The organism is Enterococcus pernyi (assembly GCF_045371165.1).
Classification (GTDB): Bacteria; Bacillota; Bacilli; order Lactobacillales; family Enterococcaceae; genus Enterococcus_B; species Enterococcus_B pernyi.
Genome location: NZ_JBIQDM010000013.1, coordinates 17,299 through 40,381, shown reverse-complemented (window position 1 = coordinate 40,381; position 23,083 = coordinate 17,299). Strand labels below are relative to the sequence as shown.

The 23,083-nt window shown below is 39.6% G+C and carries 21 protein-coding genes; 3 read left to right on the top strand and 18 right to left on the bottom strand.

Features of this window, described 5'->3' with window-relative positions; all coding sequences use genetic code 11:
• Positions 1-490 precede the first annotated feature (490 nt).
• From ACH0AK_RS13015 to ACH0AK_RS12965, 11 genes are all read right to left on the bottom strand, one after another.
• Positions 491-754 carry a type B 50S ribosomal protein L31 gene (locus ACH0AK_RS13015; protein WP_010736059.1) on the bottom strand — a complete coding sequence of 88 codons (264 nt, stop codon included), beginning with the start codon at positions 752-754 and terminating at the stop codon, positions 491-493.
• A 96-nt stretch (positions 755-850) separates the two neighbouring features.
• Positions 851-2,146 carry a transcription termination factor Rho gene (rho, locus tag ACH0AK_RS13010; RefSeq protein WP_010736060.1) on the bottom strand — a complete coding sequence of 432 codons (1,296 nt, stop codon included), beginning with the start codon at positions 2,144-2,146 and terminating at the stop codon, positions 851-853.
• Positions 2,143-3,414 carry a UDP-N-acetylglucosamine 1-carboxyvinyltransferase gene (murA, locus tag ACH0AK_RS13005; RefSeq protein ID WP_137072045.1) on the bottom strand — a complete coding sequence of 424 codons (1,272 nt, stop codon included), beginning with the start codon at positions 3,412-3,414 and terminating at the stop codon, positions 2,143-2,145. Before murA ends, rho begins: the two co-directional genes overlap by 4 nt.
• A gap of 173 nt (positions 3,415-3,587) precedes the next feature.
• Positions 3,588-4,457, bottom strand: coding sequence for a class II fructose-bisphosphate aldolase (locus ACH0AK_RS13000; protein WP_010736062.1), 870 nt, complete (start codon positions 4,455-4,457; stop codon positions 3,588-3,590).
• Between the two features lie 262 nt (positions 4,458-4,719).
• Positions 4,720-6,330, bottom strand: a complete 1,611-nt coding sequence (gene pyrG, locus ACH0AK_RS12995) for a CTP synthase (RefSeq protein WP_226077128.1) — start codon at positions 6,328-6,330, stop codon at positions 4,720-4,722.
• Positions 6,331-6,976: 646 nt separating this feature from the next.
• Positions 6,977-8,317 (bottom strand): type I glutamate--ammonia ligase, encoded by a 1,341-nt coding sequence (gene glnA / locus ACH0AK_RS12990; protein WP_010736064.1) that lies wholly within the window; start codon positions 8,315-8,317, stop codon positions 6,977-6,979.
• Between the two features lie 29 nt (positions 8,318-8,346).
• Positions 8,347-8,742 carry a MerR family transcriptional regulator gene (locus tag ACH0AK_RS12985; RefSeq protein ID WP_010736065.1) on the bottom strand — a complete coding sequence of 132 codons (396 nt, stop codon included), beginning with the start codon at positions 8,740-8,742 and terminating at the stop codon, positions 8,347-8,349.
• 169 nt (positions 8,743-8,911) lie between these two features.
• Complete coding sequence (gene hflX / locus ACH0AK_RS12980) at positions 8,912-10,156, bottom strand: GTPase HflX (RefSeq protein ID WP_226077138.1); 1,245 nt, start codon at positions 10,154-10,156, stop codon at positions 8,912-8,914.
• Entirely contained in the window at positions 10,153-11,076 is a 924-nt protein-coding gene (gene miaA / locus ACH0AK_RS12975) for a tRNA (adenosine(37)-N6)-dimethylallyltransferase MiaA (RefSeq protein ID WP_010736067.1), read from the bottom strand. The genes hflX and miaA overlap by 4 nt, the downstream gene beginning before the upstream one ends.
• A gap of 7 nt (positions 11,077-11,083) precedes the next feature.
• Positions 11,084-11,818, bottom strand: a complete 735-nt coding sequence (locus tag ACH0AK_RS12970) for a glycerophosphodiester phosphodiesterase (RefSeq protein ID WP_010736068.1) — start codon at positions 11,816-11,818, stop codon at positions 11,084-11,086.
• A 134-nt stretch (positions 11,819-11,952) separates the two neighbouring features.
• Positions 11,953-12,417, bottom strand: coding sequence for a hypothetical protein (locus ACH0AK_RS12965; protein ID WP_371740687.1), 465 nt, complete (start codon positions 12,415-12,417; stop codon positions 11,953-11,955).
• 243 nt (positions 12,418-12,660) lie between these two features.
• Here ACH0AK_RS12965 and clpP point away from each other — a divergent pair, with 243 nt between their 5' ends.
• Complete coding sequence (gene clpP, locus ACH0AK_RS12960; protein WP_010736070.1) at positions 12,661-13,254, top strand: ATP-dependent Clp endopeptidase proteolytic subunit ClpP; 594 nt, start codon at positions 12,661-12,663, stop codon at positions 13,252-13,254.
• A gap of 82 nt (positions 13,255-13,336) precedes the next feature.
• Here clpP and ACH0AK_RS12955 read toward each other — a convergent pair whose 3' ends face one another.
• The 3 genes from ACH0AK_RS12955 to efrA all read right to left on the bottom strand — a co-directional run bounded on the left by ACH0AK_RS12955 (position 13,337) and on the right by efrA (position 17,385).
• The gene (locus ACH0AK_RS12955; RefSeq protein ID WP_010736071.1) at positions 13,337-13,825 is read right to left on the bottom strand and encodes a gamma carbonic anhydrase family protein; all 489 of its coding nucleotides are present in this window, start codon (positions 13,823-13,825) and stop codon (positions 13,337-13,339) included.
• Positions 13,826-13,897: 72 nt separating this feature from the next.
• Positions 13,898-15,658, bottom strand: a complete 1,761-nt coding sequence (gene efrB, locus ACH0AK_RS12950) for a multidrug efflux ABC transporter subunit EfrB (protein WP_062805557.1) — start codon at positions 15,656-15,658, stop codon at positions 13,898-13,900.
• On the bottom strand, positions 15,655-17,385 hold the full coding sequence (efrA, locus tag ACH0AK_RS12945; protein ID WP_010736073.1) for a multidrug efflux ABC transporter subunit EfrA: 1,731 nt from the start codon (positions 17,383-17,385) through the stop codon (positions 15,655-15,657). The genes efrB and efrA overlap by 4 nt, the downstream gene beginning before the upstream one ends.
• Positions 17,386-17,769: 384 nt before the next feature.
• Between efrA and ACH0AK_RS12940 the strand changes: the two genes are divergently transcribed.
• On the top strand, positions 17,770-17,982 hold the full coding sequence (locus ACH0AK_RS12940; protein WP_010736074.1) for a DNA-directed RNA polymerase subunit epsilon: 213 nt from the start codon (positions 17,770-17,772) through the stop codon (positions 17,980-17,982).
• A gap of 1 nt (position 17,983) precedes the next feature.
• The gene (gene rnjA / locus ACH0AK_RS12935; RefSeq protein ID WP_010736075.1) at positions 17,984-19,663 is read left to right on the top strand and encodes a ribonuclease J1; all 1,680 of its coding nucleotides are present in this window, start codon (positions 17,984-17,986) and stop codon (positions 19,661-19,663) included.
• Positions 19,664-19,994: 331 nt separating this feature from the next.
• Here the strand turns inward: rnjA and ACH0AK_RS12930 are convergent, their stop codons facing one another.
• The 4 genes from ACH0AK_RS12930 to ACH0AK_RS12915 form a co-directional block, all read right to left on the bottom strand.
• Entirely contained in the window at positions 19,995-20,195 is a 201-nt protein-coding gene (locus tag ACH0AK_RS12930; protein ID WP_010736076.1) for a cold-shock protein, read from the bottom strand.
• A 149-nt stretch (positions 20,196-20,344) separates the two neighbouring features.
• Positions 20,345-21,037, bottom strand: a complete 693-nt coding sequence (gene radC / locus ACH0AK_RS12925) for a RadC family protein (protein ID WP_010736077.1) — start codon at positions 21,035-21,037, stop codon at positions 20,345-20,347.
• A 63-nt stretch (positions 21,038-21,100) separates the two neighbouring features.
• A complete protein-coding gene (locus ACH0AK_RS12920; RefSeq protein WP_010736078.1) occupies positions 21,101-21,754 on the bottom strand; it encodes an HAD family hydrolase in 654 nt (217 codons plus the stop codon).
• On the bottom strand, positions 21,744-23,057 hold the full coding sequence (locus ACH0AK_RS12915; RefSeq protein ID WP_010736079.1) for a bifunctional folylpolyglutamate synthase/dihydrofolate synthase: 1,314 nt from the start codon (positions 23,055-23,057) through the stop codon (positions 21,744-21,746). Before ACH0AK_RS12915 ends, ACH0AK_RS12920 begins: the two co-directional genes overlap by 11 nt.
• Positions 23,058-23,083: the final 26 nt, after the last annotated feature.

Here is a 23,083-nt window from a genome sequence, read left to right as displayed (position 1 = left end):
AATAAACATGTTTTGTATATTTTGCCTATATAATAAAAAAACAGACTACTTGAATGACCTAGCCTCTGATAGAAACAGTTTTAGAATGTTTAAGCAAATAGATTTTTCTTATCTCTGGAATGTCCGCGTCTGATATGCATTCGACAGCAAGTATCTTTTCTTCTGATGTCGAATGCTGAATCATCGTTACTTGCAGAATATTCTTTATTTGGAAAAAGATTCTGAGCATACATCTACACATTAAAAAACTTAATTCATAAACCTATTATTATTTTTGAAAACGTAGGAAATTAACACGTACTTCTGTATACCAAGCGAATAAACCTAATGTTTAGAATTCTTCGTTAACAGCCAACCAGTGATCAGAAGAAACAGTAAATCGTTTTGCTGTTTTCATGAGTGGTACATTGGTATTTACAAAAGATCAAAAGCAAAAAACAGACTATCCTGATAGGATAGTCTGTTAAACCTTGACTTAACAATGGTTTGATTATTCTGCAGCGTTTTCGTCTTTGAGACCGTATTTTTTGTTGAAACGGTCCACACGTCCGTCTGCTTGTGTGAATTTTTGACGTCCAGTGTAGAATGGATGTGAGTCAGAAGTTACTTCGACACGGATGACTGGGTATGTATTACCGTCTTCCCATTCAACTGTTTCTTGTGAAGTTTTTGTTGAACCTGACAAGAATTTGAAACCAGTTGTAGAATCCAAAAATACGACTGGATGGTAATCTGGATGGATATTTTCTTTCATGCTATTCGCTCCTTTGCCCTGCTTCATTTGCTGAACCAGAGTTGATTTGTCGATTTACAACATTTACATCTTACCATGTTTCCTATAAGCTTGCAATTATCTTTTTAAATTTCTTGTGGGATTTTTTTTGCCAAAAGAAACATCTTGGAAATCTTTAAAAAATTGTTGGTTATTTTTAGTTTTTCGCAAGAAACGGATCAATTGTTCCGTATATTCTAATGAGTCGCCAATCATATGCTTACGGAGTTTCCAGATTTCTTCTAGCTGATCACTATCCATCAATAACTCTTCTTTACGAGTACCTGATTTTTTGATGTCGATGGCAGGGAAAATACGGCGTTCTGATAATTCACGAGATAGTTGTAATTCTAAGTTCCCTGTTCCTTTGAATTCTTCGTAGATGACATCATCCATCCGACTCCCAGTATCAACTAATGCCGTAGCCAAAATCGTTAAGCTACCGCCTTCTTCAATATTTCTGGCAGCGCCAAAGAATTTTTTCGGTTTGTACAATGCTGCAGGATCGATTCCTCCGCTCAATGTACGACCACTTGGTGGTACCACTAGATTATAAGCACGAGCTAAGCGAGTGATACTGTCCATCAAGATGACGACATCCCGTTTATCTTCAACTAAACGCATGGCACGCTCTAAAACCAATTCAGAAACCCGCGTGTGGTTTTGTGGTTGCAGATCAAATGTGGAAGAAACCACATCGCCTTTGACACTACGCTCAAGATCGGTTACTTCTTCAGGTCTTTCGTCGATCAATAGAACGATCAACTCCACTTCTGGATGATTTTCAGTGATCCCATTAGCGATTTCTTTTAAGATGGATGTTTTTCCTGCTTTCGGCGGTGCAACGATCAACCCACGTTGTCCAAAGCCAATCGGCGAGAAAATATCGATCATGCGTGTTGCAATTTGTTGCGGTGTCGTTTCTAAACGAAGTTGCTTCTCCGGATAAAGCGGCGTCAATGCTGGGAAATGCGGGCGCTCTTTCGCATCTTCAGGATCTCTCCCATTGACACTTTCAACGTGCATCAATCCGTAATATCGTTCTGATTCTTTAGGCGGTCTTGCTTTACCAGCTACTTTGTCACCGTTTCTTAAACTGAAGCGACGAATTTGGGAGGCAGAGATATAAATATCTTCGACACTTGGACCATAGTTGATCGGACGCAAAAAACCATAGCCGTCTTGTCCAACGATATCTAAAATCCCCTCCATATAGTAAAAGCCTTGTTTTTCAGCCTGAGCTCGAATAACAGCTAGGGATAATTCCTTTTTGTTCATCTTACTGTAATAAGGAATCTTGAATTCTTTTGCATAACTGTAAACATCTTTTAGTGTTTTGTTTTCCAGTTCGGCCATTGTCAAATAATCGCTCATTCGGCTTCCACTTCCTCCACCATTTTGATACTTGCTCCGATTGCTGTTAATTTCTCGATGATATGATCATAACCACGCAAAATATATTCGACATTATAAATCGTTGTCGTGCCTTCTGCCATCAATCCTGCAATCACTAAACAAGCCCCTGCGCGTAGATCTGAAGCAACAACTTCAGCGCCATGGAGTTTATTCGGCCCATTCAGGATGATCATATTACCTTCTACTGAGATATCAGCACCCATTCGTGCTAATTCAGGAACATGATTCACTCGCTTCGAATAGATCGTATCCACGATCTCAGCAGTTCCAGTAGTCATCAATAATAACGGTGTCAACGGTTGTTGTAAGTCTGTGGCAAAACCTGGATACGGATAAGTCATCACATTCGCGGCTTTTAAATTCTTTGAAGGATAAACTTCGATCTCGTCTTCACTGATTTTCATGCTCACACCGATTTCTTGAAGTTTAGCAATAAAACTTTCAAGATGCTCATAGATCACATTCTTGATTTTTACGCCATTTCCTGCGGCAGCAGCTACAGCCAAATAAGTCCCTGCTTCGATACGGTCAGGAATCATGAAATGGCGGCAGCCATGCAGTTCTTCTACTCCTTCAATACGAATCACGTCAGTACCTGCTCCACGTATCTTGGCACCCATATTGTTCAATAATGTCGCAACATCAATGATTTCAGGTTCACGCGCCGCATTTTCGATTGTCGTCTGTCCATTTGCTTTCACTGCTGCTAACATGATATTGATCGTTGCACCAACAGAAATCACATCCATAAACACACGATTTCCATTAAGCGTTTTGTTTTCTGTTCGTAAGTACATCGCACCATGTTCATTTGTGACTTTTGCTCCTAACGCTTCAAACCCTTTGATATGAAGGTCGATTGGACGCGGACCAAGGTAACAGCCGCCTGGTAGACCAACAACTGCTTCGCCAAATTTAGCTAATAAGGTGCCCATAAAATAGTAAGAAGCACGCAAGCTATTGATCTTCCCACTTGGCATCGGTACTGAAACGACACCACGTGGATCGATTTCTAATACATTGTTTTCAAAACGGACAGTTGCGCCCATGATTTCTAAAATTTCTATCAATGAATGAACATCTTGAATGTCAGGTACACCTTCCAAGATCACAGGAGAATCTGCTAAAATCGCTGCTGGTATCAAGGCAACTGCACTATTTTTAGCACCACTGATCGTTACTTCACCAGTCAATGGACGATTTCCTTCGATGATTATTTTTTTCATTTGTTCCCCACCTTGTTTATTCCTCAAATTTTATACATATGCTTGTATTTTATCATAGATGAAACGAAGAAACGAGTATCGTTCCTTTTATTTAAATAAAAAAAGAGAACAATCGCCGGATCGGCACATTGTTCTCTTCTATCAGTTATCTCGTTCGATCTAACTTTTATCGATTATGCTTTGTTAGCAGAACCGAACCAGTCGATATGAGATTCAGCATCTTTAACGATTGCTGCTTTACCTGGTGCTAATAATTTACGAGGGTCAAATCCTTTACCTTCGCGGTCTTTACCAGCTTCGATATATTCACGAGTTGCTGCAGCAAATGATAATTGGAATTCAGTGTTCACATTTACTTTAGAAATACCCATTGAGATAGCTTTTTCGATTTGATCTTGAGGAATACCAGATCCGCCGTGTAATACTAAAGGTACATCTGAACCTACAGCATCAGCAATTGCTTGTAAGTGATCAAATGCTAATCCGCTCCAGTTTTCTGGATATTGACCGTGGATGTTACCAATACCACATGCTAAGTAGTCAATACCTGTTGCTACCATTTGTTTACATTCTTCGATGTCTGCTAATTCACCTGTTCCGATGATTCCATCTTCTTCTCCACCGATTGAACCAACTTCACACTCAACTGAGATTCCTTTAGCGTGAGCTTTTTCAACAACGTCTCTAGCTAATTTCAAGTTTTCTTCGAATGGTAAATGAGAACCATCGAACATAACTGAAGTATAGCCAACTTCGATACATTCTAATGCAGCATCGTAGTCACCGTGGTCTAAATGGATTGCCACTGGAACAGTGATGTTCATTGATTCAACTAAATTAGTGATCATGTCTTTACATACTTTGTAACCACCCATGTATTTAGCTGCACCCATTGAAGTTTGGATAAGTACTGGTGCTTTTTTAGCTTCAGCTGCTTCTAAGATCGCTTGAGTCCATTCTAAGTTGTTTGTGTTGAACCCGCCGACAGCATAACCGCCTTTACGAGCAGCTTGTAAAAATTCAGCTCCTGATACTACTGGCATAATAAATTCCTCCTAAATTTTGTGAAAACTAAATTTGTTAAGATGATCCTTAACCAACGAACCTATTTTACCAAACATTTCACTAGTTTTCTACTAAAATCAATAAAAATGAAAATTTTCAAGACGCTTTTTTCATTAAATAAATAAAATCCACCGAAATATCGTAGGTAAAAGGTTCTCTATAAACATTTAAAATATTTATTAATAACAATTCTAATAATTTGACACTCGCTGATTTTGACGGATCAATTCCTAGTATTTTTTATTTTGATTCGCGTTCCGTTAACGAAGCACCAACAAATGCTTTGATCAATTTTTGCGGACGGTTTGGACGTGAAATCAATTCTGGATGGAATTGACAACCAATAAAGAATTTCTTATCTGTGATCTCAACGATCTCAACTAAACGATTGTCTGGAGATACACCTGAGAAGACTAAGCCATGTTCTTCAAATTGTTGACGGTATTTATTGTTGAATTCATAGCGATGACGATGACGTTCTTGAACCACTTCTGCCCCATCATAAGCTGTAGCAGTAGTCGTGCCTTTTTTGACTTTACATGGGTAAAGCCCTAAACGTAATGTTCCACCAAGATTTTCAATGTTTTCTTGATCTGCCATCAAGTCGATGATGTTGTTTGCAGTTTCTGGAATCGTTTCTGCTGAAGCAGCGTCTTCTAGACCTACAACGTTACGTGCAAATTCAACACACGCCATTTGCATCCCTAAACAAATTCCTAAGAATGGGACATCATTTTCACGAGCATAACGAATGGCTTCGATTTTCCCTTCGATTCCTCGATCACCAAAACCACCTGGTACTAAGATCCCATCGGCCTCTTTCAATCGTTCATCCACATTTTCACTCGTTAACTCATGGGCTTTTACCCAATCCAATTCGATATCCGCATCAAACGCAAAACCTGAGTGTTTCAATGCTTCAACAACTGAGATATACGCATCAGGTAATTCAACATATTTCCCTACTAAAGCAATGCGAACTTTTTTCTTCAAGTTCAAGACACGATTTTCTAATGCTTTCCATTCGGTCATATCTGCTTCTGGTGTTGAAAGCTTCAAATGATCACAAACGATCCGATCCATTCCTTGTGATTGCAATAATAACGGGATTGAATATAGTGTATCTACGTCTGGTGATTCGATTACTGCTTCTGGTTCAACGTCACAAAATTGTGCCAATTTATTTTTGACATCTTGAGATACTGGTTGCTCTGTGCGCACGACTAAGATGTTTGGTTGGATACCTAATCCACGTAACTCTTTCACGCTATGTTGTGTTGGTTTAGTTTTCATTTCACCAGCCGCTTTTAAATAAGGAATCAACGTTGTATGGATATACATCACGTTATCAGAGCCAACATCAGCTTTCATTTGACGCAATGCTTCTAAGAATGGCAGTGATTCAATATCCCCAACTGTGCCGCCGACCTCTGTAATAATGATATCTGAGTCAGTCATTTTAGCTGCACGCATGATTTTTTCTTTGATTTCATTCGTAATATGCGGAATCACTTGGACAGTTGCGCCTAAGTACTCCCCTTTACGTTCTTTACGCAAGACTTCTGAATAAATTTTTCCTGTCGTCACATTGGAGTATTTGTTCAAGTTGATGTCAATAAAACGTTCGTAGTGGCCTAAGTCCAAATCCGTTTCTGCTCCATCATCTGTAACGAAAACTTCTCCGTGTTGGTATGGACTCATTGTTCCTGGGTCCACGTTGATGTATGGATCAAATTTTTGGATCGTTACTTTCAATCCACGATTTTTCAACAAACGGCCTAAAGATGCTGCTACGATCCCTTTACCAATCGATGAAACCACGCCGCCTGTCACAAAAATGTATTTTGTCATATGTTCAAAAACTCCTTCTTGTTTTATCTGCAGGAAAAGTCTAAGAAAATAAATAAGGCTCCCTATCCTTCTAAAGAATAGGGAGCGTTGATTTCTGTAAACTTCTGACCCTCTAAAAGGGTGCCCAAGGTGTATATTACAAGCTATCTAAACGAAAGTCAAGTATTCAATTACGTTTATACCTACTTGATGGATAAAAGCACTTTCACTGACGTCAATACATTAAGTCCTATGAAACGGAATAAAAATAGTGAAAAAAATATTACTATATATATCGAAATAGTTGGAACAAAAAATCTCATAAACGATCAAATAATCGCTTTATAGGAAAATTTTATTTGGATGTCACCCTTTTTACTCCTTTCCATACTCTATCAAAGCAGGTAATAGGAAAGTTTTCTCAGGATCCACTGCAAGCGAGCCACAAGGCCAAAAATTCACACTCCAGTGAAAGCGTCTGAGACATTAGTCCTCTTGTACCACCTAAAACCGAATAAACGGCAGAAACAGAAGTAACCTCTTTGGAAATAAGGCGCCATCCACAAAAATTTGAAGAACAATTTTCGTGGATAGCGCCTTATTTCTCGAGGCTGAACACTTCTGTCACGACCTCTTCTATACTTTTCTTTGATTTAACGGGATTTTATTAGTAAAGCTCTAAATATTGTTCTCTTTCCCATTCAGAAACGGTTTGTCTAAAGGCAGCCCATTCCAGACGTTTTGCTTCCACAAAGTTTGCAAAGATATGATTGCCTAACGCATCGATCATCACTTTGTCTTTGCGCAATTCTTTGATGGCATTGTGGATCGTTGATGGAAGATCTTGGATTTGCGCTTCTTCACGTTCTTCTTCGTTCATCACGTAGATGTTACGATCAACAGCCGGTGGTGGTGTCAATTCATTACGGATACCATCTAAACCTGCTTGTAGTAAAACAGCCATTGCTAGGTATGGGTTCGCTGCTGGATCGACAGAACGTAATTCTAAACGAGTGGATAAACCACGAGATTCCGGTACACGTACCAATGGCGAACGATTACGTCCACTCCATGCCACGTAAACAGGTGCTTCGTAGCCTGGAACTAAACGTTTATAAGAGTTGACCGTTGGATTGCAGACCGCTGTATACGCGCGCGCATGTTTCAGTAAGCCACCTAAGAAATGATACGCAGTTTGACTTAATTCTAAATCTCCGTCTTTATCGTAAAAGGCATTTCCATCTTCATTGAATAAAGACATATTGCAGTGCATTCCAGAACCGTTGATCCCGAATAATGGTTTTGGCATGAAAGTCGCATGCAAGCCATGTTTACGAGCAATGGTTTTCACGACTAATTTAAACGTTTGGATATTGTCACAAGCATCCACGACATCTGCATATTTGAAGTCGATCTCGTGTTGTCCAGGAGCCACTTCATGGTGAGAAGCCTCCACTTCAAAACCTAAGCTTTCTAATTCCAATACGATATCTCGACGGCAATTTTCGCCTAGATCCGTTGGTGCAAAATCAAAGTAACCACCTTTGTCATTCAACGTCGTAGTGATGCCACCATCTTCATCTAATTTGAACAAGAAGAATTCTGGTTCAGGCCCTAAATTGAATGAGGTAAAGCCAAGTTTTTTCATATCATTTAATGAACGTTTCAGATTGCCACGAGGGTCACCAGCAAATGGAGTACCATCTGGATTATAAATGTCACAAATCAGGCGCGCCACTTTGCCGTGGTCGCTTTCCCATGGGAAAATCATCCAAGTAGAAAGATCAGGATACAAGTACATATCACTTTCTTCGATTCTGACAAATCCTTCAATCGAAGAACCATCAAACATCATTTTATTCTCAAGTACTTTGTCGATTTGACTCACTGGAACTTCAACATTTTTGATTGTTCCTAATATATCTGTAAACATCAAACGTAAAAAGCGTACGTTCTCATCCTCAATAATTCGTTTAATTTCTTCGCCTGTGATTTGTTTCTTTACCATGGTATCCCTCTTTCTTTTTTTTATTTCATTCAGTCAAAGTATTGACGTTGTTGCAAGCCTTGTGACTGATAATGTCCTGTTTTGGCTAACCCACCTTGAGCTAATATCTCATCACGGAAAATTTGACGAACGTCGTGATCGGTCAGCGGTTTTTTACTTTTTTCTTCTTGTTTTTTCGCCTGTGCCATTTCATAGACCCGTTTGATTCCAGCCATATTCAATCCTTCTGAAAGATAATCCTTGATTTCTAATAGAATATCGATATCATTCAATGAATACATGCGTCGATTTCCTTCACTTCGCTCGGGATGAACAAATTCCTGTTCTTCATAATACCTGATTTGTCGAGCAGTCAAGTCTGTTAGTTTCATAACTGTACCAATTGGAAATACTGACATTGAACGACGTAATTCCTTTTCTCCCATCTGACGTCTCCTTTCGTCCTATCAATTGAATAAAGTATACCAATCACAAAAAAGACTGTCAACCTCCCATGTTAGGTTTTCTTACATAAGGAGCAGTTTTTTTTATAAAGAAACTTGATCCACTTCTATATGAAGTCGATCAAGCTCGTTTTTTCTTATTATTTCATTTTTAAAATAACTCATCTTTTTTTAGCCATTTTGAATTTTTATTCGCAAACCCACGTACTTCATAGCTATTTTGTTCTTCAATGAAGTGTTCATCTAATACAAGTGTCTGCCGTCTCAACTCACTTAATGTTTGTCCTTGATCACTCGGCACAATTTTCGTATAAGGAAGCATCAACTCCATCAATTGCCGTTTGACGGCCTCGATCAAGCGTTCTTTCCCCTCTTGTGTCTGAGCAGAAATCAAGACATTCGGAAATAAAGTCGGTGTAAATCCTGCTGTGTCGATCTGGTCTGATTTATTATAGACAGTCAATACAGGCATTTCTTTCATATCTAACTCGTCCATCAACTTTAAAACTGTTTGTTCTTGCAAGATTCGATCAGAAGAACTTGCATCGACAACATGAAGCAAGAGATCCATCCCTTGACTTTCTTCAAGGGTTGAATGGAACGCATCAATCAACTGGGTGGGCAGATCTTGGATAAAACCAACGGTATCCGTTACAGTCAATTCGAATCCTTCCGCAAAACGCCATTTTTTCGTCAGCGGATCAAGGGTGGCAAATAGTTGATCTTTCGCATATGATTCAGCTTGCGTCAATAAATTAAGGATTGTTGATTTACCCGCATTTGTGTAACCGATCAAACCAATTTGAAACACTTCGCTACTTTGTCTTTTTTGCCGATTACGTTCTCGATGGGCCTCCACTGCTTTTAGCTCTCTTTTTACGCCTAAGATCTTGTTGCGGATATGCCGACGATCCGTTTCCAGTTTCGTTTCTCCTGGTCCCCTTGTACCGATCCCACCACCAAGACGAGAAAGCGACTCACCTTGTCCAACGAGACGAGGTAGTAGGTATTGCAATTGCGCCAATTCGACTTGCAGTTTCCCTTCTTTAGATCGCGCACGCATCGCAAAGATATCCAAGATCAATTGGACTCGATCAATGACCGGCGCCCCTACCGCATCGGTAATCAGCTGACTTTGACGCGGAGTCAATTCGTGGTTGAATATGACAAGATCTGCCTCATAAGCATCTGCTAATTGGGTCAATTCTTGAAGCTTTCCTTTACCGATCAACGTTTGACGATCCACTTGCGGTCGTTTTTGCGTGAGTCTATATACGACTTCACCAGCTGCTGTATCGATCAATTGTTCCAATTCTTTCATTGATTCAGCAAAATATCGCTGATTTTCTTCCGTTTCTACACCAACAATGATTACTTTTTCTTTTGCTTCTCTCATGTTCCCACCTCTTTCAGCCAACCTTCGATGGCATTTTCGATCTCTGCTAGATCTGTCGGTTTTTTCAAGAGATCGAACCAATGCGCCGTCAAACGATTACGAAACCAAGTCAGTTGTCGTTTGGCATAGCGCCGAGAGTTCAATTTGATTTGTTCGACTGCCTCATCTAGAGTGATGTTTTCTTCAAAATAAGGAAAGAATTCTTTATAGCCGATCCCTTGACTGGCTTGAACCGCCCCTAATTCATAGACCTTTCTTGCTTCTGCAATCAATCCCTCTGTGAGCATTTGATCCACTCGTTGGTTGATTCTACTATAAAGGAACTCACGCTCCGTATCCAGACCGATCATATAATAATCATACAAGCACTCAGGTCTATCTTTCGGTGCCATGATACTATAGCCTGTTGTCTCAAATACTTCTAATGCGCGAATCACTTTTCGCTGATTATTCCAATGGATTTTCCCCGCTGCAAGCGGATCGCGTTCATTCAAATAAGCCCAAAGTTTTTCTTTTCCTAGTTCTTCAGCCATTTTTTCATATTTCTCTCGAACAGTAGCATCCGTTTCTTCATTTGCTCCTAATTGAAAATCGTACAATAACGATTGAATATATAAACCGGTGCCACCAACGATGATCGGCAAATGTCCTCTTTCGGTGATTTCCTTGATCAACTTGCGACCTGCCTGTTGAAAATCCGCTGCCGAATACTGCTGGTCTGGCTCAATCACATCAATCAAATGATGAGGAATCCCCATCATTTCAGTTGGCTTGATTTTTGCCGTACCGATATCCAGATGTTTATAAATTTGTAAGGAATCTCCACTGATGATCTCGCCGTTGAATTTTTGGGCAAGTGTCACACTTAACGCTGTTTTACCAACTGCTGTGGGTCCTACGATCACTAATACTTTTTCCATATGGCTCCTACTTTTTCATTAATTGTTTAACATACCAAGCACGTTCAGGAAAGTCTGTGATGAGTGCATCCACAGGTTCCTTTAATCCTCTTTCAAGCTCTTCTGTCGTATTGACTGTCCAAAGACGAATACGCTTTGGAAACTCCTGTATTTCCTGAGGATGCGCAAATGCCCAAGTTGCTTTAGGGTGAAGACCTTCAATAAAAGGTAAGGTCTTAGCTAGATCTAATTTTTTCATTGAATCACTCATTAAAAGATCCAGTTGTGCGTCTGGTTCGATGACGGATAAACGTTCTAAGGAACGAAGGTTGAAACTACAATAAGCATGACGAAACGGCCACTCATTTTTTGTCATAAGTTCAGATACTTGTGCTTCGATCCCTTCATACTCATACTTGTCCGTTTTGATTTCGATCATCAATGTTCCTCGATAATTTTTTTGGAGAAGTAGCGAGAGTACTTCTTTTAGCGCAGGGATTTTCGCTGCTGGGAAATCTTTACTAAACCAACTGCCTGCATTCAATTTTTTCAGCTCTTCGAGAGTCTTTTCTCGAACAAGGCCTTTTCCATTGGTTGTTCGATCAACGGTTTCATCATGGATAACAATCAGTTGACCGTCCTTACTAAGATGGACATCTAGCTCGATCCCATCCACCCCCACTCTTACTGCTTCAGAAAAGGCGGGCAATGTATTTTCCGGATGGGTTCCTTTACTTCCTCGATGTGCATAAATCTGTACCATAGTCCTCACTCCGATCATCCCTATTTTACCACAGGAACAAAAAAGAAAAAGCTTGGACTCATTGTAAGTGCCCAAACTTTTACTTTATCAAAATGTTTAGTTTCTCTTATCCTTGAGTAAACAATATGTTTTGTTTAGCTCCACACATCATCTTTTGAGAAAAAGCCGATTGGTTGTCTCGTTGTATTTTTCAACTGGGATTTTTTCTCATTGATCATTGCGGTCAAATTATCTGTGAAATTTTCCAAAATGACACGCCCACCTTTGTAAGCATAGCCGCCGATCTTCATCGTTTCATCCGGTGAAAGAATCACTTTGCGATGAGCGATATTTTGGAATAATTCATCTAAAATGTAATTTGGTAAATAAAAATTATTTTGTGCAGAAAATGATTGCAAATACGCAAAGTCATCGATTGTGATATAACAATCGTCAAAAGCATCAAAGCTGACATATTCTTCCAACAAGCTCGCACGCTTTTGGAGAATCTCATTGATTTTTTTATTTAATTGATTCAATGTTTCGATTTCTTTGACTTTCAGTTCCAATTCGCGTCTACGTTGCTCTTTATTCTCAAGATGACGCATTTGGATCGCCATCCCTAAGTAGACTAAGATTGCTCCTACTAATACACCGATAAAACCTGTGATAGCAATTACCAATTACGGTTCCTCCTTCTTATTGATTTCTTTTTTATCATAACATAAACTCACTTTATGAGACTAGCTCTCGGAAAGTTTTTTCATTTGACCTTTATTGACCAAAAATGTATACTACTTTGTAGGTAATCAAAATCAATTTATGTTACACTATTTCTAAACAAATCAAGGAGGAACCTTATTATGAATTTAATTCCTACAGTTATTGAACAATCCTCACGTGGGGAAAGAGCCTACGATATTTACTCACGTTTATTGAAAGACCGCATCATCATGTTGAGTGGACAAGTAACAGATGATTTAGCAAACTCAATCATCGCACAATTGCTATTTCTAGATGCACAAGATTCTGAAAAAGACATTTACATCTATATCAACTCACCTGGTGGTTCTGTGACTGCTGGAATGGCCATCTATGACACAATGAATTTTGTCAAAGCAGATGTCCAAACAATCGTTATGGGGATGGCTGCTTCAATGGGAAGTTTCTTATTGACTGCCGGAACAAAAGGAAAACGATTTGCTTTACCAAATGCTGAAATCATGATCCACCAACCACTTGGTGGCGCACAAGGACAAGCAACAGAAATCGAAATCGCTGCACGTCATATCTTACAAACCCGCGAACGTTTGAATAAAATCTTAGCGGAACGTACTGGTCAACCAATCGAAGTGATTGAAAAAGACACAGATCGTGACAACTATATGACTGCTGAACAAGCCAAAGCATATGGCTTGATCGATGAAGTCATGGAAAACAGTGCTTCATTAAGCTAATCAACCTATCAAGATCAAAAAAGAAGGCCTTCATCCTTGGATGACAGACCTTCTTTTTTTGCTGTAAAAACATGTGTTAAAACTATTGTTGCCATTCTTTGAAGAATCCATCTGCATGTTTTTGTCCCATTTCGATATAATGTGTGATATTCTGTTTATTTTTTTGGATTTCTTCTTCTGTTAACGGACGGATTACCTTGGCTGGTCGACCAAAAGCTAAAACATTCGGTGGGATGATTTTTCCTTCTGTCACAAGTGAGCCTGCTCCGATCAAACTATTCTCACCGATGACTGCATGGTTCAAAACAGTCGCTCCCATACCGATCAACGCACCCTTTTCGATTTTACAACCATGCAGCATACATTGGTGTCCGACTGTGACATTTTCAGCGATCTCAACTGGTGCATCATGATCAACGTGTATGACTGTTCCGTCTTGTATATTGGTTCCTTTGCCGATCTTGATCCAATTGCTGTCGCCACGAACCACTGCTTGGTACCAAACTGTGACATCTTCTCCTAATTCTACATCACCGATAACCGTCGCATTATCTGCTATAAACCTTGCCATCTTTTTCCCTCTTTTCATTTATTGAAGAAAAAAGGTCCTAGAAGGCTGTTCGCCCCTAGAAACCTCTTGTCATTATTCCGCTGCTTCAGCAAATTGGCTGTTATAAAGTTTCTCATAGAAACCGCCTTTTGCTAATAAACTTTCATGTGTTCCTTTTTCAATGATTTGACCTTGATCCATCACTAAGATCAGATCGGCTTCACGGATCGTTGATAGACGGTGAGCGATCACAAAACTCGTTCGTCCTTCCATCACTTTATCCATTGCTTTTTGGATCAACGCTTCAAGTCTCGTATCAACGGAACTAGTCGCCTCATCCAGAATCAATATCTTCGGATCGGAAACAACCGCACGAGCAATCGTCAGCAATTGTTTTTGTCCCAACGAGACATTATCTCCTTCTGAATTGATCTCCATTTCATAACCATCAGGCATCGTTCGGATAAAATGATCGACATTCGCTGTTTTCGCTGCATCAACGATCTCATAATCCGTTGCATCTAATTTACCAAAACGAATGTTGTCGGCAATCGTTCCCTCGTACAACCAAGCATCTTGCAGTACCATCCCAAACATGGAACGAACATCACTTCGGCTCATCGCTTTCGTATCAATACCATCAATTTTGATCGCGCCATGCGTCACATCATAAAAACGCATCAATAAGTTGATCAATGTTGTTTTCCCAGCGCCCGTCGGTCCGACAACTGCCACCATTTGTCCAGCTTTCACCTCAAAGTTCAAGTCTTGGATCAAAGGTTTCTTCGGATCATAAGCAAAATCGACATGTTCAAACGAAACATTTCCATGGATCGTTTCTGGCAAAGGAACATCGGTCTTGTTTTCTTTTTCCTCAGGTTCATCTAAAATCTCAAATACCCGTTTCGTGGCTGCGGATGCACTTTGCAATACGGAGGATAATTGCGTCACATTACCCATTGGTTGGCTGATTTGCCAAATATATTGGATAAAGGCTTGTAATTGCCCAACCACAATGACTCCAGAAATTACATAAAAGCTTCCTAAAACTGCCATACCGATATACGTAGCGTAGGCAGTTAATTGTACTAACGGCATCATCAATCCAGAAATAAAGGCTGCTCGAAACCCAAAATGTTTCAAGCTATGGTTGACCTTATGAAATCCTTCAAATGTTTCTTTCTCACGACCGTATACTTTTAACACACTGAATCCAGTCATGTTTTCCTGAACATAGCCATTTAATTCACCTAAAGAATTTTGCATTTCTTGGAAATATTTTTGAGAAGCATTGATCACTCGTTTAGATATCCAAATTGACGCTGGAATCATGATCATTGAAATCAACGCCATGACCGGTTGGATATAAAACATCATCGCTGCTGCCATCGTGATGCCCAAAATAGCATTGACAATACCGATAAAGGCTTGTTGCAAGGCGCCACTAACTGCATCTACATCATTCGTTACACGAGATAAAATATTTCCTTGTTGATTTTTATCGAAATAAGAAACCGGCAAACGATTGATTTTTTCTTCAATATCTCTACGCAAGTCTTTCATGGCACTCTGAACAACATTTGTCATCAATACCCCAGAAAGCAATTGAGAAATACTATAACCGGTACCAACCACCGCGATCCAAATCAAACAGTTGATGATATAAGAAAAATTGATTGCCTCATTATTCACTAGATTTTTGCTGATTTCTGTTGTTGGAAGCCCGACGACATAAGGCAATGCCGCATTGAAAGCCACCGTTAAAAATGTAAATAGTAGCACTAAGATAAACGTCAATCGGTAAGGACGGATATAGCGAGCTAAACGTTTAAAAGAAGCGAAGGTTTTTTTCATGCTAGTTCCTCCTTCGATAATTGAGAAGCGGCAATGTCGTAATAAATCGGACAATTTTCTAGTAGTTCACGATGCGTGCCCATACCTACTACTTCTCCTTCATTTAATACGATGATCTTATCGGCGTGCATGATAGTACCCACACGTTGGGCAACAATCAATACGGTTGATTCAGTTGTTTCTTTTTTCAATCTTGCACGAAGTTTTGCATCCGTTTGATAATCAAGTGCTGAAAAACTATCATCGAAAATATAGATTTCTGGTCGGCGGATGATTGCCCGAGCAATGGCTAACCTTTGTTTCTGCCCACCTGAGAAGTTTGCGCCACCTTCAGAAAGATGTTCATCATAACCGTCCGCTTTTTTAGAAATAAAATCAGTCGCCTGCGCAATATCAGCCGCACGTTCCATTTCCTCTTGCGTTGCATCTTCTTTTCCGTATCTCAAGTTTTCAGCGATCGTCCCAGTAAACAATAGTGCTTTCTGTGGAATAAACCCGATTTTTTGTCTTAGTTTACTCAACTTGTACTTACGCACATCTACACCGTCAATCAGGATCTCACCATGAGTAACATCATAAAAACGTGGAATCAATTGGATCAATGTAGACTTCCCACTACCTGTACTACCAATAAATGCCACTGTTTCGCCAGGTGAAGCAGTAAAGCTGACGTTACGGATCACTGGTTCTTGCGAATGTCCAGGGTAAGCGAAGGTCACATTTTTAAATTCAATGTAGCCTTTCGTTTTTGTTTCCGCTATGCCATTTGGATCTTCAACAATAGCAGGCGTAGCATTTAAAGCTTCTTGGATACGACTAGCAGAGACTGCTGCTCGCGGATACATCATAAACACACTCGCAAACAACATAAATGAAAACAACGCGTGGAAAATATATTCAATAAAAGCAATTAGATTCCCTACTTGCAACTGTCCATCTGCAATTTGTAGCGTGCCACTCCAAATAATCAAAATCATCACGATATTGAATAAAAAGAAAAAGCCAGGTTGGGCAACTGCCATTAAGCGAAAGAGACTTTTAGAACTTGAAGCATAGTTCTCGTTGACTTTTTCAAATCTTTTTTCTTCGAATTTTTCATTTACAAACGCGCGGATAACGCGTAGACCTGATAGGTTTTCACGTAAGATACTATTGATTCTGTCTAAATTCTTTTGTTGGATTTTTGATAAAGGTTCAGAAAATTTAGCAATCCCAACAACAGCTAATAATAAGAATGGTAATGCACCAATCACGTATAAACCAAGAGATGGACTTGTTCGCATAACCATATACAAACTAACAACAAACATCATCGGTGCCATAAAACCGATTCTTAAAATATTTTGTAGAAACAACATGATTTGATACGCATCATTGGTCGTACGAGTGATCAATGATGATACGCCTAGTGTTTCATACTCTTGATGTGAATACGTTTGGATATGTTTGAACAGATCATCACGAATGTCTGCAACGATATTCGTCGTGATCCTTGACCCAAAATAACCTAAAAATATATTCATTATGATCCCGATCACAGTGATCACGATCATCAATAGTCCTTGTTGTTTCACATAGTCAAAATCATCGTTGAGGATTCCAACATCGATCATGCGTGCTAAAATAGTTGGTAGACCTAGTTCGATCAGAATAAAGCCGAACACACAAATAAAATTCAACACCAAATATTTTTTGTAGCGCATGGTGTAATGCCACATTAACTTCACTTTATCATCTCCTTTAAATATTCTATCTTGCCATTACTTTCAATAGTAGCACAATCTACTACTTTATAGAACACTACATTTTTTAAAAAGAAATTTTTCTGAAAAATATTTTCTCTTCGTACGTTTTTTCATTTTACAGTGACCGTTTTCTATACTTATCTCTTGATTTATGCTAGAATAGCAATTAACTATTGTATGTTTCATACAGAGGATCCGAGTAAAAAATATTCCAATTGGATAAGCAAATGCGAGGCTTGTCTCTTTAAGGAGAATCAAGTATTTTTCTTAAAGTATAAAAAAACACAGGTGGCTTGTCCCCTCGTTTTGTGTTGTCCAAAAAATACGCTAAATTACTGCTTTAAGCAGATAAAGGAGACATAAACCATGATTTACAAAGTTTATTATCAAGAGTCAAAAATCCGTAACCCAAAACGTGAAGAAACACAATCGCTATACATCGAAGCAAACAGCGATGTTGAAGCACGCCAACGAGTGGAAGAAAATACCCCATACAATATCGAATTCGTACAACTTCTAGAAGGTAATCATCTAGAATACGAAAAAGAAAACCCAGCATTCACATTAGTGGAGTTTTAAGATGAAACTTTCCATCAAAAATAATGAGACAGGCGTCTTTGCGATTGGTGGATTAGGTGAAATCGGGAAAAATACGTATGGGGTACAATTCCAAGATGAAATCATTATCATCGACGCTGGAATCAAGTTTCCAGAAGATGAACTGCTTGGCATTGACTACGTCATTCCTGATTACAACTATATCGTACAAAACATACACAAAATCAAAGCTTTAGTGATCACTCATGGACACGAAGACCATATTGGTGGGATACCTTACTTATTAAAGCAAGCAAATATCCCGATCTACGCTGGCCCTCTAGCTTTAGCTTTGATCACAAATAAACTGGACGAACATGGCTTACTTCGTGACGCTGTGCTAAATGAAATCAATGAAGACACTGTGATCCGTTTCAGAAAAACATCCGTCAGCTTTTTCCGAACGACCCATAGTATTCCGGATGCTTTAGGTGTGGTTGTCAAAACACCTTCTGGTAACATCGTGGCTACTGGAGATTTCAAGTTCGATTTTACACCTGTAGGAGAACCAGCAAATTTGCATAAAATGGCTCGTATCGGAGAAGAAGGCGTTCTTTGCCTCCTTTCAGATAGTACCAATGCAGAGATTCCAACGTTTACGAAATCAGAAAAAACGATTGGCCTTTCTATTTTGAAAATATTTGAGAAAATCGAAGGTCGGATCATTTTTGCCAGCTTTGCTTCTAATATCTTCCGTCTACAACAAGCAGCGGAAGCCGCTGTAGCAACGGGTAGAAAAATTGCTGTTTTCGGGCGTAGTATGGAAAATGCGATCGTCAACGGACAACGTCTCGGCTACATCAAAGTGCCTGACGGTACCTTTGTCGATGCGCATGAAATCAATCGTTTGCCTGCAAATGAAACAATGATCCTATGTACAGGTTCGCAAGGTGAACCAATGGCTGCATTGAGCCGCATTGCGAATGGTACCCACCGTCAAATCCAAATCCAACCAGATGATACAGTGATTTTTTCTAGCTCACCGATCCCAGGGAATACAACAAGTGTGAACCATTTGATCAACTTGTTGTCTGAAGCTGGCGCTGAAGTGATCCATGGAAAAATCAATAATATCCATACATCTGGCCACGGTGGTCAAGAAGAACAAAAATTGATGCTTCGCTTGATGAAGCCAAAATATTTTGTACCGGTGCATGGTGAGTTTCGGATGTTGAAGATCCATGCCTCTCTTGCACAAGACACAGGTGTACCAGCTGAGAATTGTTTTATCATGGAAAACGGTGATGTATTAGCATTAACAAGTGATTCTGCTCGTTTAGCTGGAAAATTCGTCGCTGGCGATGTCTATATCGATGGCAGTGGAATCGGTGATATCGGTAATGTTGTTTTACGAGATCGTCATTTACTTTCAGAAGAAGGACTCGTTCTTGCAGTGACAACTGTCGATATCAAGAAAAAAGAGATTCTAGCTGGACCAGATATCCTTTCTCGTGGCTTCGTCTATATGCGTGAATCAGGGGATATGATCAATGAAGCACAACGTATTTTGTTCCACGCATTGCGTGATGTGCTAAATGCCCCCGACTGTTCGGAGCATAAATTAAAAGAAGCGATGGTCGGTGCATTACAACCTTACTTGTTCGATCGTACAGAAAGACATCCAATGATCATCCCTATGGTGATGACACCGGATCAAAACTAACTTAAAACCGAGGTTGCGACATAAGTGTTCAACCTCGATAAACAAGGCGCCATCCACGAAAATTGTTCTTCAATTTTTTGTGGATGGCGCCTTGTTTATCGAAGAGGTTCTTCTGTTACCGCCGTTTATTCGGTTTTAGGTGGTGAGAACTAATGTCCTACTCGCGGTTTTTTTATAAAAAAAAAGTGAGACCCACAAAAATATGAAAGAACAATTTTTGTGGGTCTCGTCTTATTTTTCGAGGGAAACACGTTGGTTTCGACCTCTGTCATCAATTATTTGGTTCGCTCCATGACAAAGCAAGCCTCATAACAGTATATTTTCGTATAGATTACGCTTTTTCAACGTTTGTAGCTTGTGGGCCACGATCTGAATCTTCTACGTCAAAAGTAACTGCTTGACCTTCTTCTAATGTTTTGAATCCGTCACCTTGGATTGCTGAAAAATGTACGAATACGTCGCTTCCATCTTCACGTGAGATAAAACCAAATCCTTTTTCAGCGTTGAACCATTTAACTGTTCCGTTTTCCATTAATAATACCCTCCTCGTGCCAAAGCACTTATTTGATTGTAACATTGCTCGTGTACGATAGAGGTGCAACAGATGTTTCAACTTCTATTCCCAAACAAAATTACATTATAATTGTACACTTGGTTGTTTTTTTTTGCAAGAAAGCTACATCATTCTTTTTCCATTAATCCTTCTTCACGTAAACTAAAGTATTGTTTGCTGCCAATAATCAGATGGTCAAGAACTTCGATCCCCATCATCTCTCCACATTCCTGGATGCGTCGTGTCAATCGCATGTCTTGCTTGGATGGAAGAACGTTGCCGCTAGGATGATTATGAGCAAGGACAAGCCGTGCTGCTGAATAACGGACTGCGTAATGGAACACTTCACGTGGATGCGCGATCGTCTGATCCAATGACCCGATGAATAAGGTTTTCTTTAGTAAGATTTGATTTTTGGTATCGAGATAGATGCAAACTAAATGTTCTTGTTTTTGATCTTTTAGTTCTAGGATCAATTCTTTTGCCAATTCATAACTCGCATGGACAGTCGTTGTTTGACGCAACTGATCGACTTGTATCCGTCGCCCCAGCTCGATCAATGCTTTGATCTCTAAGGCTTTGACCCGACCAATCCCACGAACCGCTTCTAATTCTGCTAGTGTTGCTTGTCTCAAGAGCGCTAAACCACCAAATTTCTTCAATAACGTACCCGCAACTTCTAATACGTTATATGGATGCTGACCAGTCCGAAGCAAAATGGCTAAAAGCTCTTGATCTGATAACGCATCCTCTCCATAAGTCTCCATCCTCTCCCTTGGTAGAGACGTGGCGGGTACTGTTTGAAGCAAATTTTTTTCCATAAAAAACCTCCTTTCCCGTGCGCTCAAAATAAGATACGAAAAAGGAGGATATTTATTTTATTTTTATTTGATCAATGCCGGAACTTCATGAAGTGAAGAAACAATCGCTGTTGTCTTAGCGGCTAATTCATCAGAAGGCGCTAGTAAATCTGGCACCATGATTACTGGGATTCCTGCACCATACGCCGCTAGTACCCCATTTTGTGAATCTTCTAATATCAATGTCTCCGCTTTTTCAGTACCTAATAACGCCTGGGCATGTAAAAAGATTTCTGGATCTGGTTTTGCACGTTTGACATTTTCAGCTGAGACGATCATATCAAAACGATGACGTAGATTATTTTTTTCTAGCAACAGTTCAATGACATGTCGCTGATTACTTGATGCGACTACTTTTGGGATATCTTTTTCTTCCAAAAAGTTCAAGAATTCTAAAACACCTGATTTTAATTTAACTTGACCTAAAGCAAAACGATCAAGCGTTTCTTGATAGGAATCGTCGATAAATTTTTGGACAGTTTCTCGACCAAAGTTTGCAAAAATAGTATGGTAGTTCGCCCAAACTTCTTCATCAGAAACGCCTAAAAATCGCAAGTAAAGATCTTTGTCATAGGGAAACCCCATCCGATCGGCTACTGTTTGGGATGCCTCATAATAAACGATCTCTGTATCAAATAATAAGCCATCCATATCAAAAATCACTGCATTAACTTTCATTTTTTCCTCCCAACTGTACAAGCAAACGTCGCACTTCCGAAATAAAATAGAGTGAACCTGTCACTACAAGAACATCCTCAGCCGTCATCTTCTCCAAGATCTCTGCAAGCCCAAATTGCCACATTGAAACAATCGTAACTTTCTCATCACTCGTTGCTTGGATATCCGACAGCTCAATGGCTTTAGGATAATCAAAAGTAGTGACGTAGATTGTTGCATCTGGTACTTCTTGTAATTGGTGTAACATTTTATCAACCTCTTTTGTTCGTAAAGCAGAGAACAAAAGATGGATATGATAGCCTTTGAATTCTTGTTTAAGATTTTGGACTAAACGTGCCATCGCATGGGTATTATGCGCCCCATCTAAAATCACTAAGGGTTCTTCACTTAATCGTTCCATACGTCCTGGCCATTGCGCCTTTTTCAAGCCATTGATCACGTCTTTTTCACGGAATGGAAGATTCATCATTCCACAATAGATTTGATACATTTCAATCGCCATACCAGCATTTTCAACTTGATGTTTCCCGATCATATGGATCGTCAACTTAGGGATTTTGCCAAATTCATTTTGGAATGAAAAAATTTCGCCCCACTCTTCTGCCGGATGTTTGTAACTGACTGTGTAAGCCTCTCCCCATGCGTGTTGTGTAGCATTTTTTAATTTTGCTTGTTTTTCGATCACTGCCAAGGCTTCAGGTACGATATTTCCAGTGACCAGTGGCACATTTTGCTTGATGATCCCTGCTTTTTGAGCAGCGATTTCTTCGATCGTGTCGCCCAAAATATCTGTATGATCCATACCAATCGTTGTGATACCCGTCAACAAAGGTTTCGCTACGTTTGTTGAGTCGAGTAAACCACCTAATCCCACTTCAATGATCGCGACGTCCACTTGTTCTTCCAAGAAATAATCAAATGCCATAGCAGTCAACGTTTCAAATTCGGTAATACCAGCTACTGCTTCAAATTGATCCATCTGCTCAACTAGCGGTTGATATTTCTTTACTAGTCGAATCAATGATTCATCAGGAATGCCTTGTCCATTGATCGAAATGCGCTCATTGAAGGATTCGATATATGGGGAAGTAAATGTTCCGACTGTCAAGCCGGCTTCTTCTAATAAATATCTTAAATAAGTCACTGTTGAACCTTTGCCATTCGTCCCTGCAATATGGATCGTTTTGACTTTTTCTTCTGGGTGTCCGACTACCTCTAATAAGGCCTCTACTCTGTCTAATCCAGGACGTGAGCCAAATGGTAATCGGCTATGGATCCAATTGATTGCTTCTTCGATTTTCACGTTACTATCCCCCCATTCCTCTTCAT

Coding starts and splice junctions, on each gene's coding strand:
- murA (WP_137072045.1), bottom strand. CDS start 3,414: ATGAAAAAAATAATCATCGAAGGAAATCGTCCATTGACTGGTGAAGTA.
- ACH0AK_RS12955 (WP_010736071.1), bottom strand. CDS start 13,825: ATGGCAAGGTTTATAGCAGATAATGCGACGGTTATCGGTGATGTAGAA.
- ACH0AK_RS12965 (WP_371740687.1), bottom strand. CDS start 12,417: ATGGCGATCCAAATGCGTCATCTTGAGAATAAAGAGCAACGTAGACGC.
- miaA (WP_010736067.1), bottom strand. CDS start 11,076: ATGGAAAAAGTATTAGTGATCGTAGGACCCACAGCAGTTGGTAAAACA.
- rnjA (WP_010736075.1), top strand. CDS start 17,984: ATGAAACTTTCCATCAAAAATAATGAGACAGGCGTCTTTGCGATTGGT.
- radC (WP_010736077.1), bottom strand. CDS start 21,037: ATGGAAAAAAATTTGCTTCAAACAGTACCCGCCACGTCTCTACCAAGG.
- ACH0AK_RS13015 (WP_010736059.1), bottom strand. CDS start 754: ATGAAAGAAAATATCCATCCAGATTACCATCCAGTCGTATTTTTGGAT.
- ACH0AK_RS12930 (WP_010736076.1), bottom strand. CDS start 20,195: ATGGAAAACGGAACAGTTAAATGGTTCAACGCTGAAAAAGGATTTGGT.
- glnA (WP_010736064.1), bottom strand. CDS start 8,317: ATGGTAAAGAAACAAATCACAGGCGAAGAAATTAAACGAATTATTGAG.
- efrB (WP_062805557.1), bottom strand. CDS start 15,658: ATGAAAAAAACCTTCGCTTCTTTTAAACGTTTAGCTCGCTATATCCGT.
- ACH0AK_RS13000 (WP_010736062.1), bottom strand. CDS start 4,457: ATGCCAGTAGTATCAGGAGCTGAATTTTTACAAGCTGCTCGTAAAGGC.
- ACH0AK_RS12985 (WP_010736065.1), bottom strand. CDS start 8,742: ATGGGAGAAAAGGAATTACGTCGTTCAATGTCAGTATTTCCAATTGGT.
- ACH0AK_RS12940 (WP_010736074.1), top strand. CDS start 17,770: ATGATTTACAAAGTTTATTATCAAGAGTCAAAAATCCGTAACCCAAAA.
- rho (WP_010736060.1), bottom strand. CDS start 2,146: ATGAGCGATTATTTGACAATGGCCGAACTGGAAAACAAAACACTAAAA.
- pyrG (WP_226077128.1), bottom strand. CDS start 6,330: ATGACAAAATACATTTTTGTGACAGGCGGCGTGGTTTCATCGATTGGT.
- hflX (WP_226077138.1), bottom strand. CDS start 10,156: ATGAGAGAAGCAAAAGAAAAAGTAATCATTGTTGGTGTAGAAACGGAA.
- ACH0AK_RS12970 (WP_010736068.1), bottom strand. CDS start 11,818: ATGGTACAGATTTATGCACATCGAGGAAGTAAAGGAACCCATCCGGAA.
- ACH0AK_RS12920 (WP_010736078.1), bottom strand. CDS start 21,754: ATGAAAGTTAATGCAGTGATTTTTGATATGGATGGCTTATTATTTGAT.
- clpP (WP_010736070.1), top strand. CDS start 12,661: ATGAATTTAATTCCTACAGTTATTGAACAATCCTCACGTGGGGAAAGA.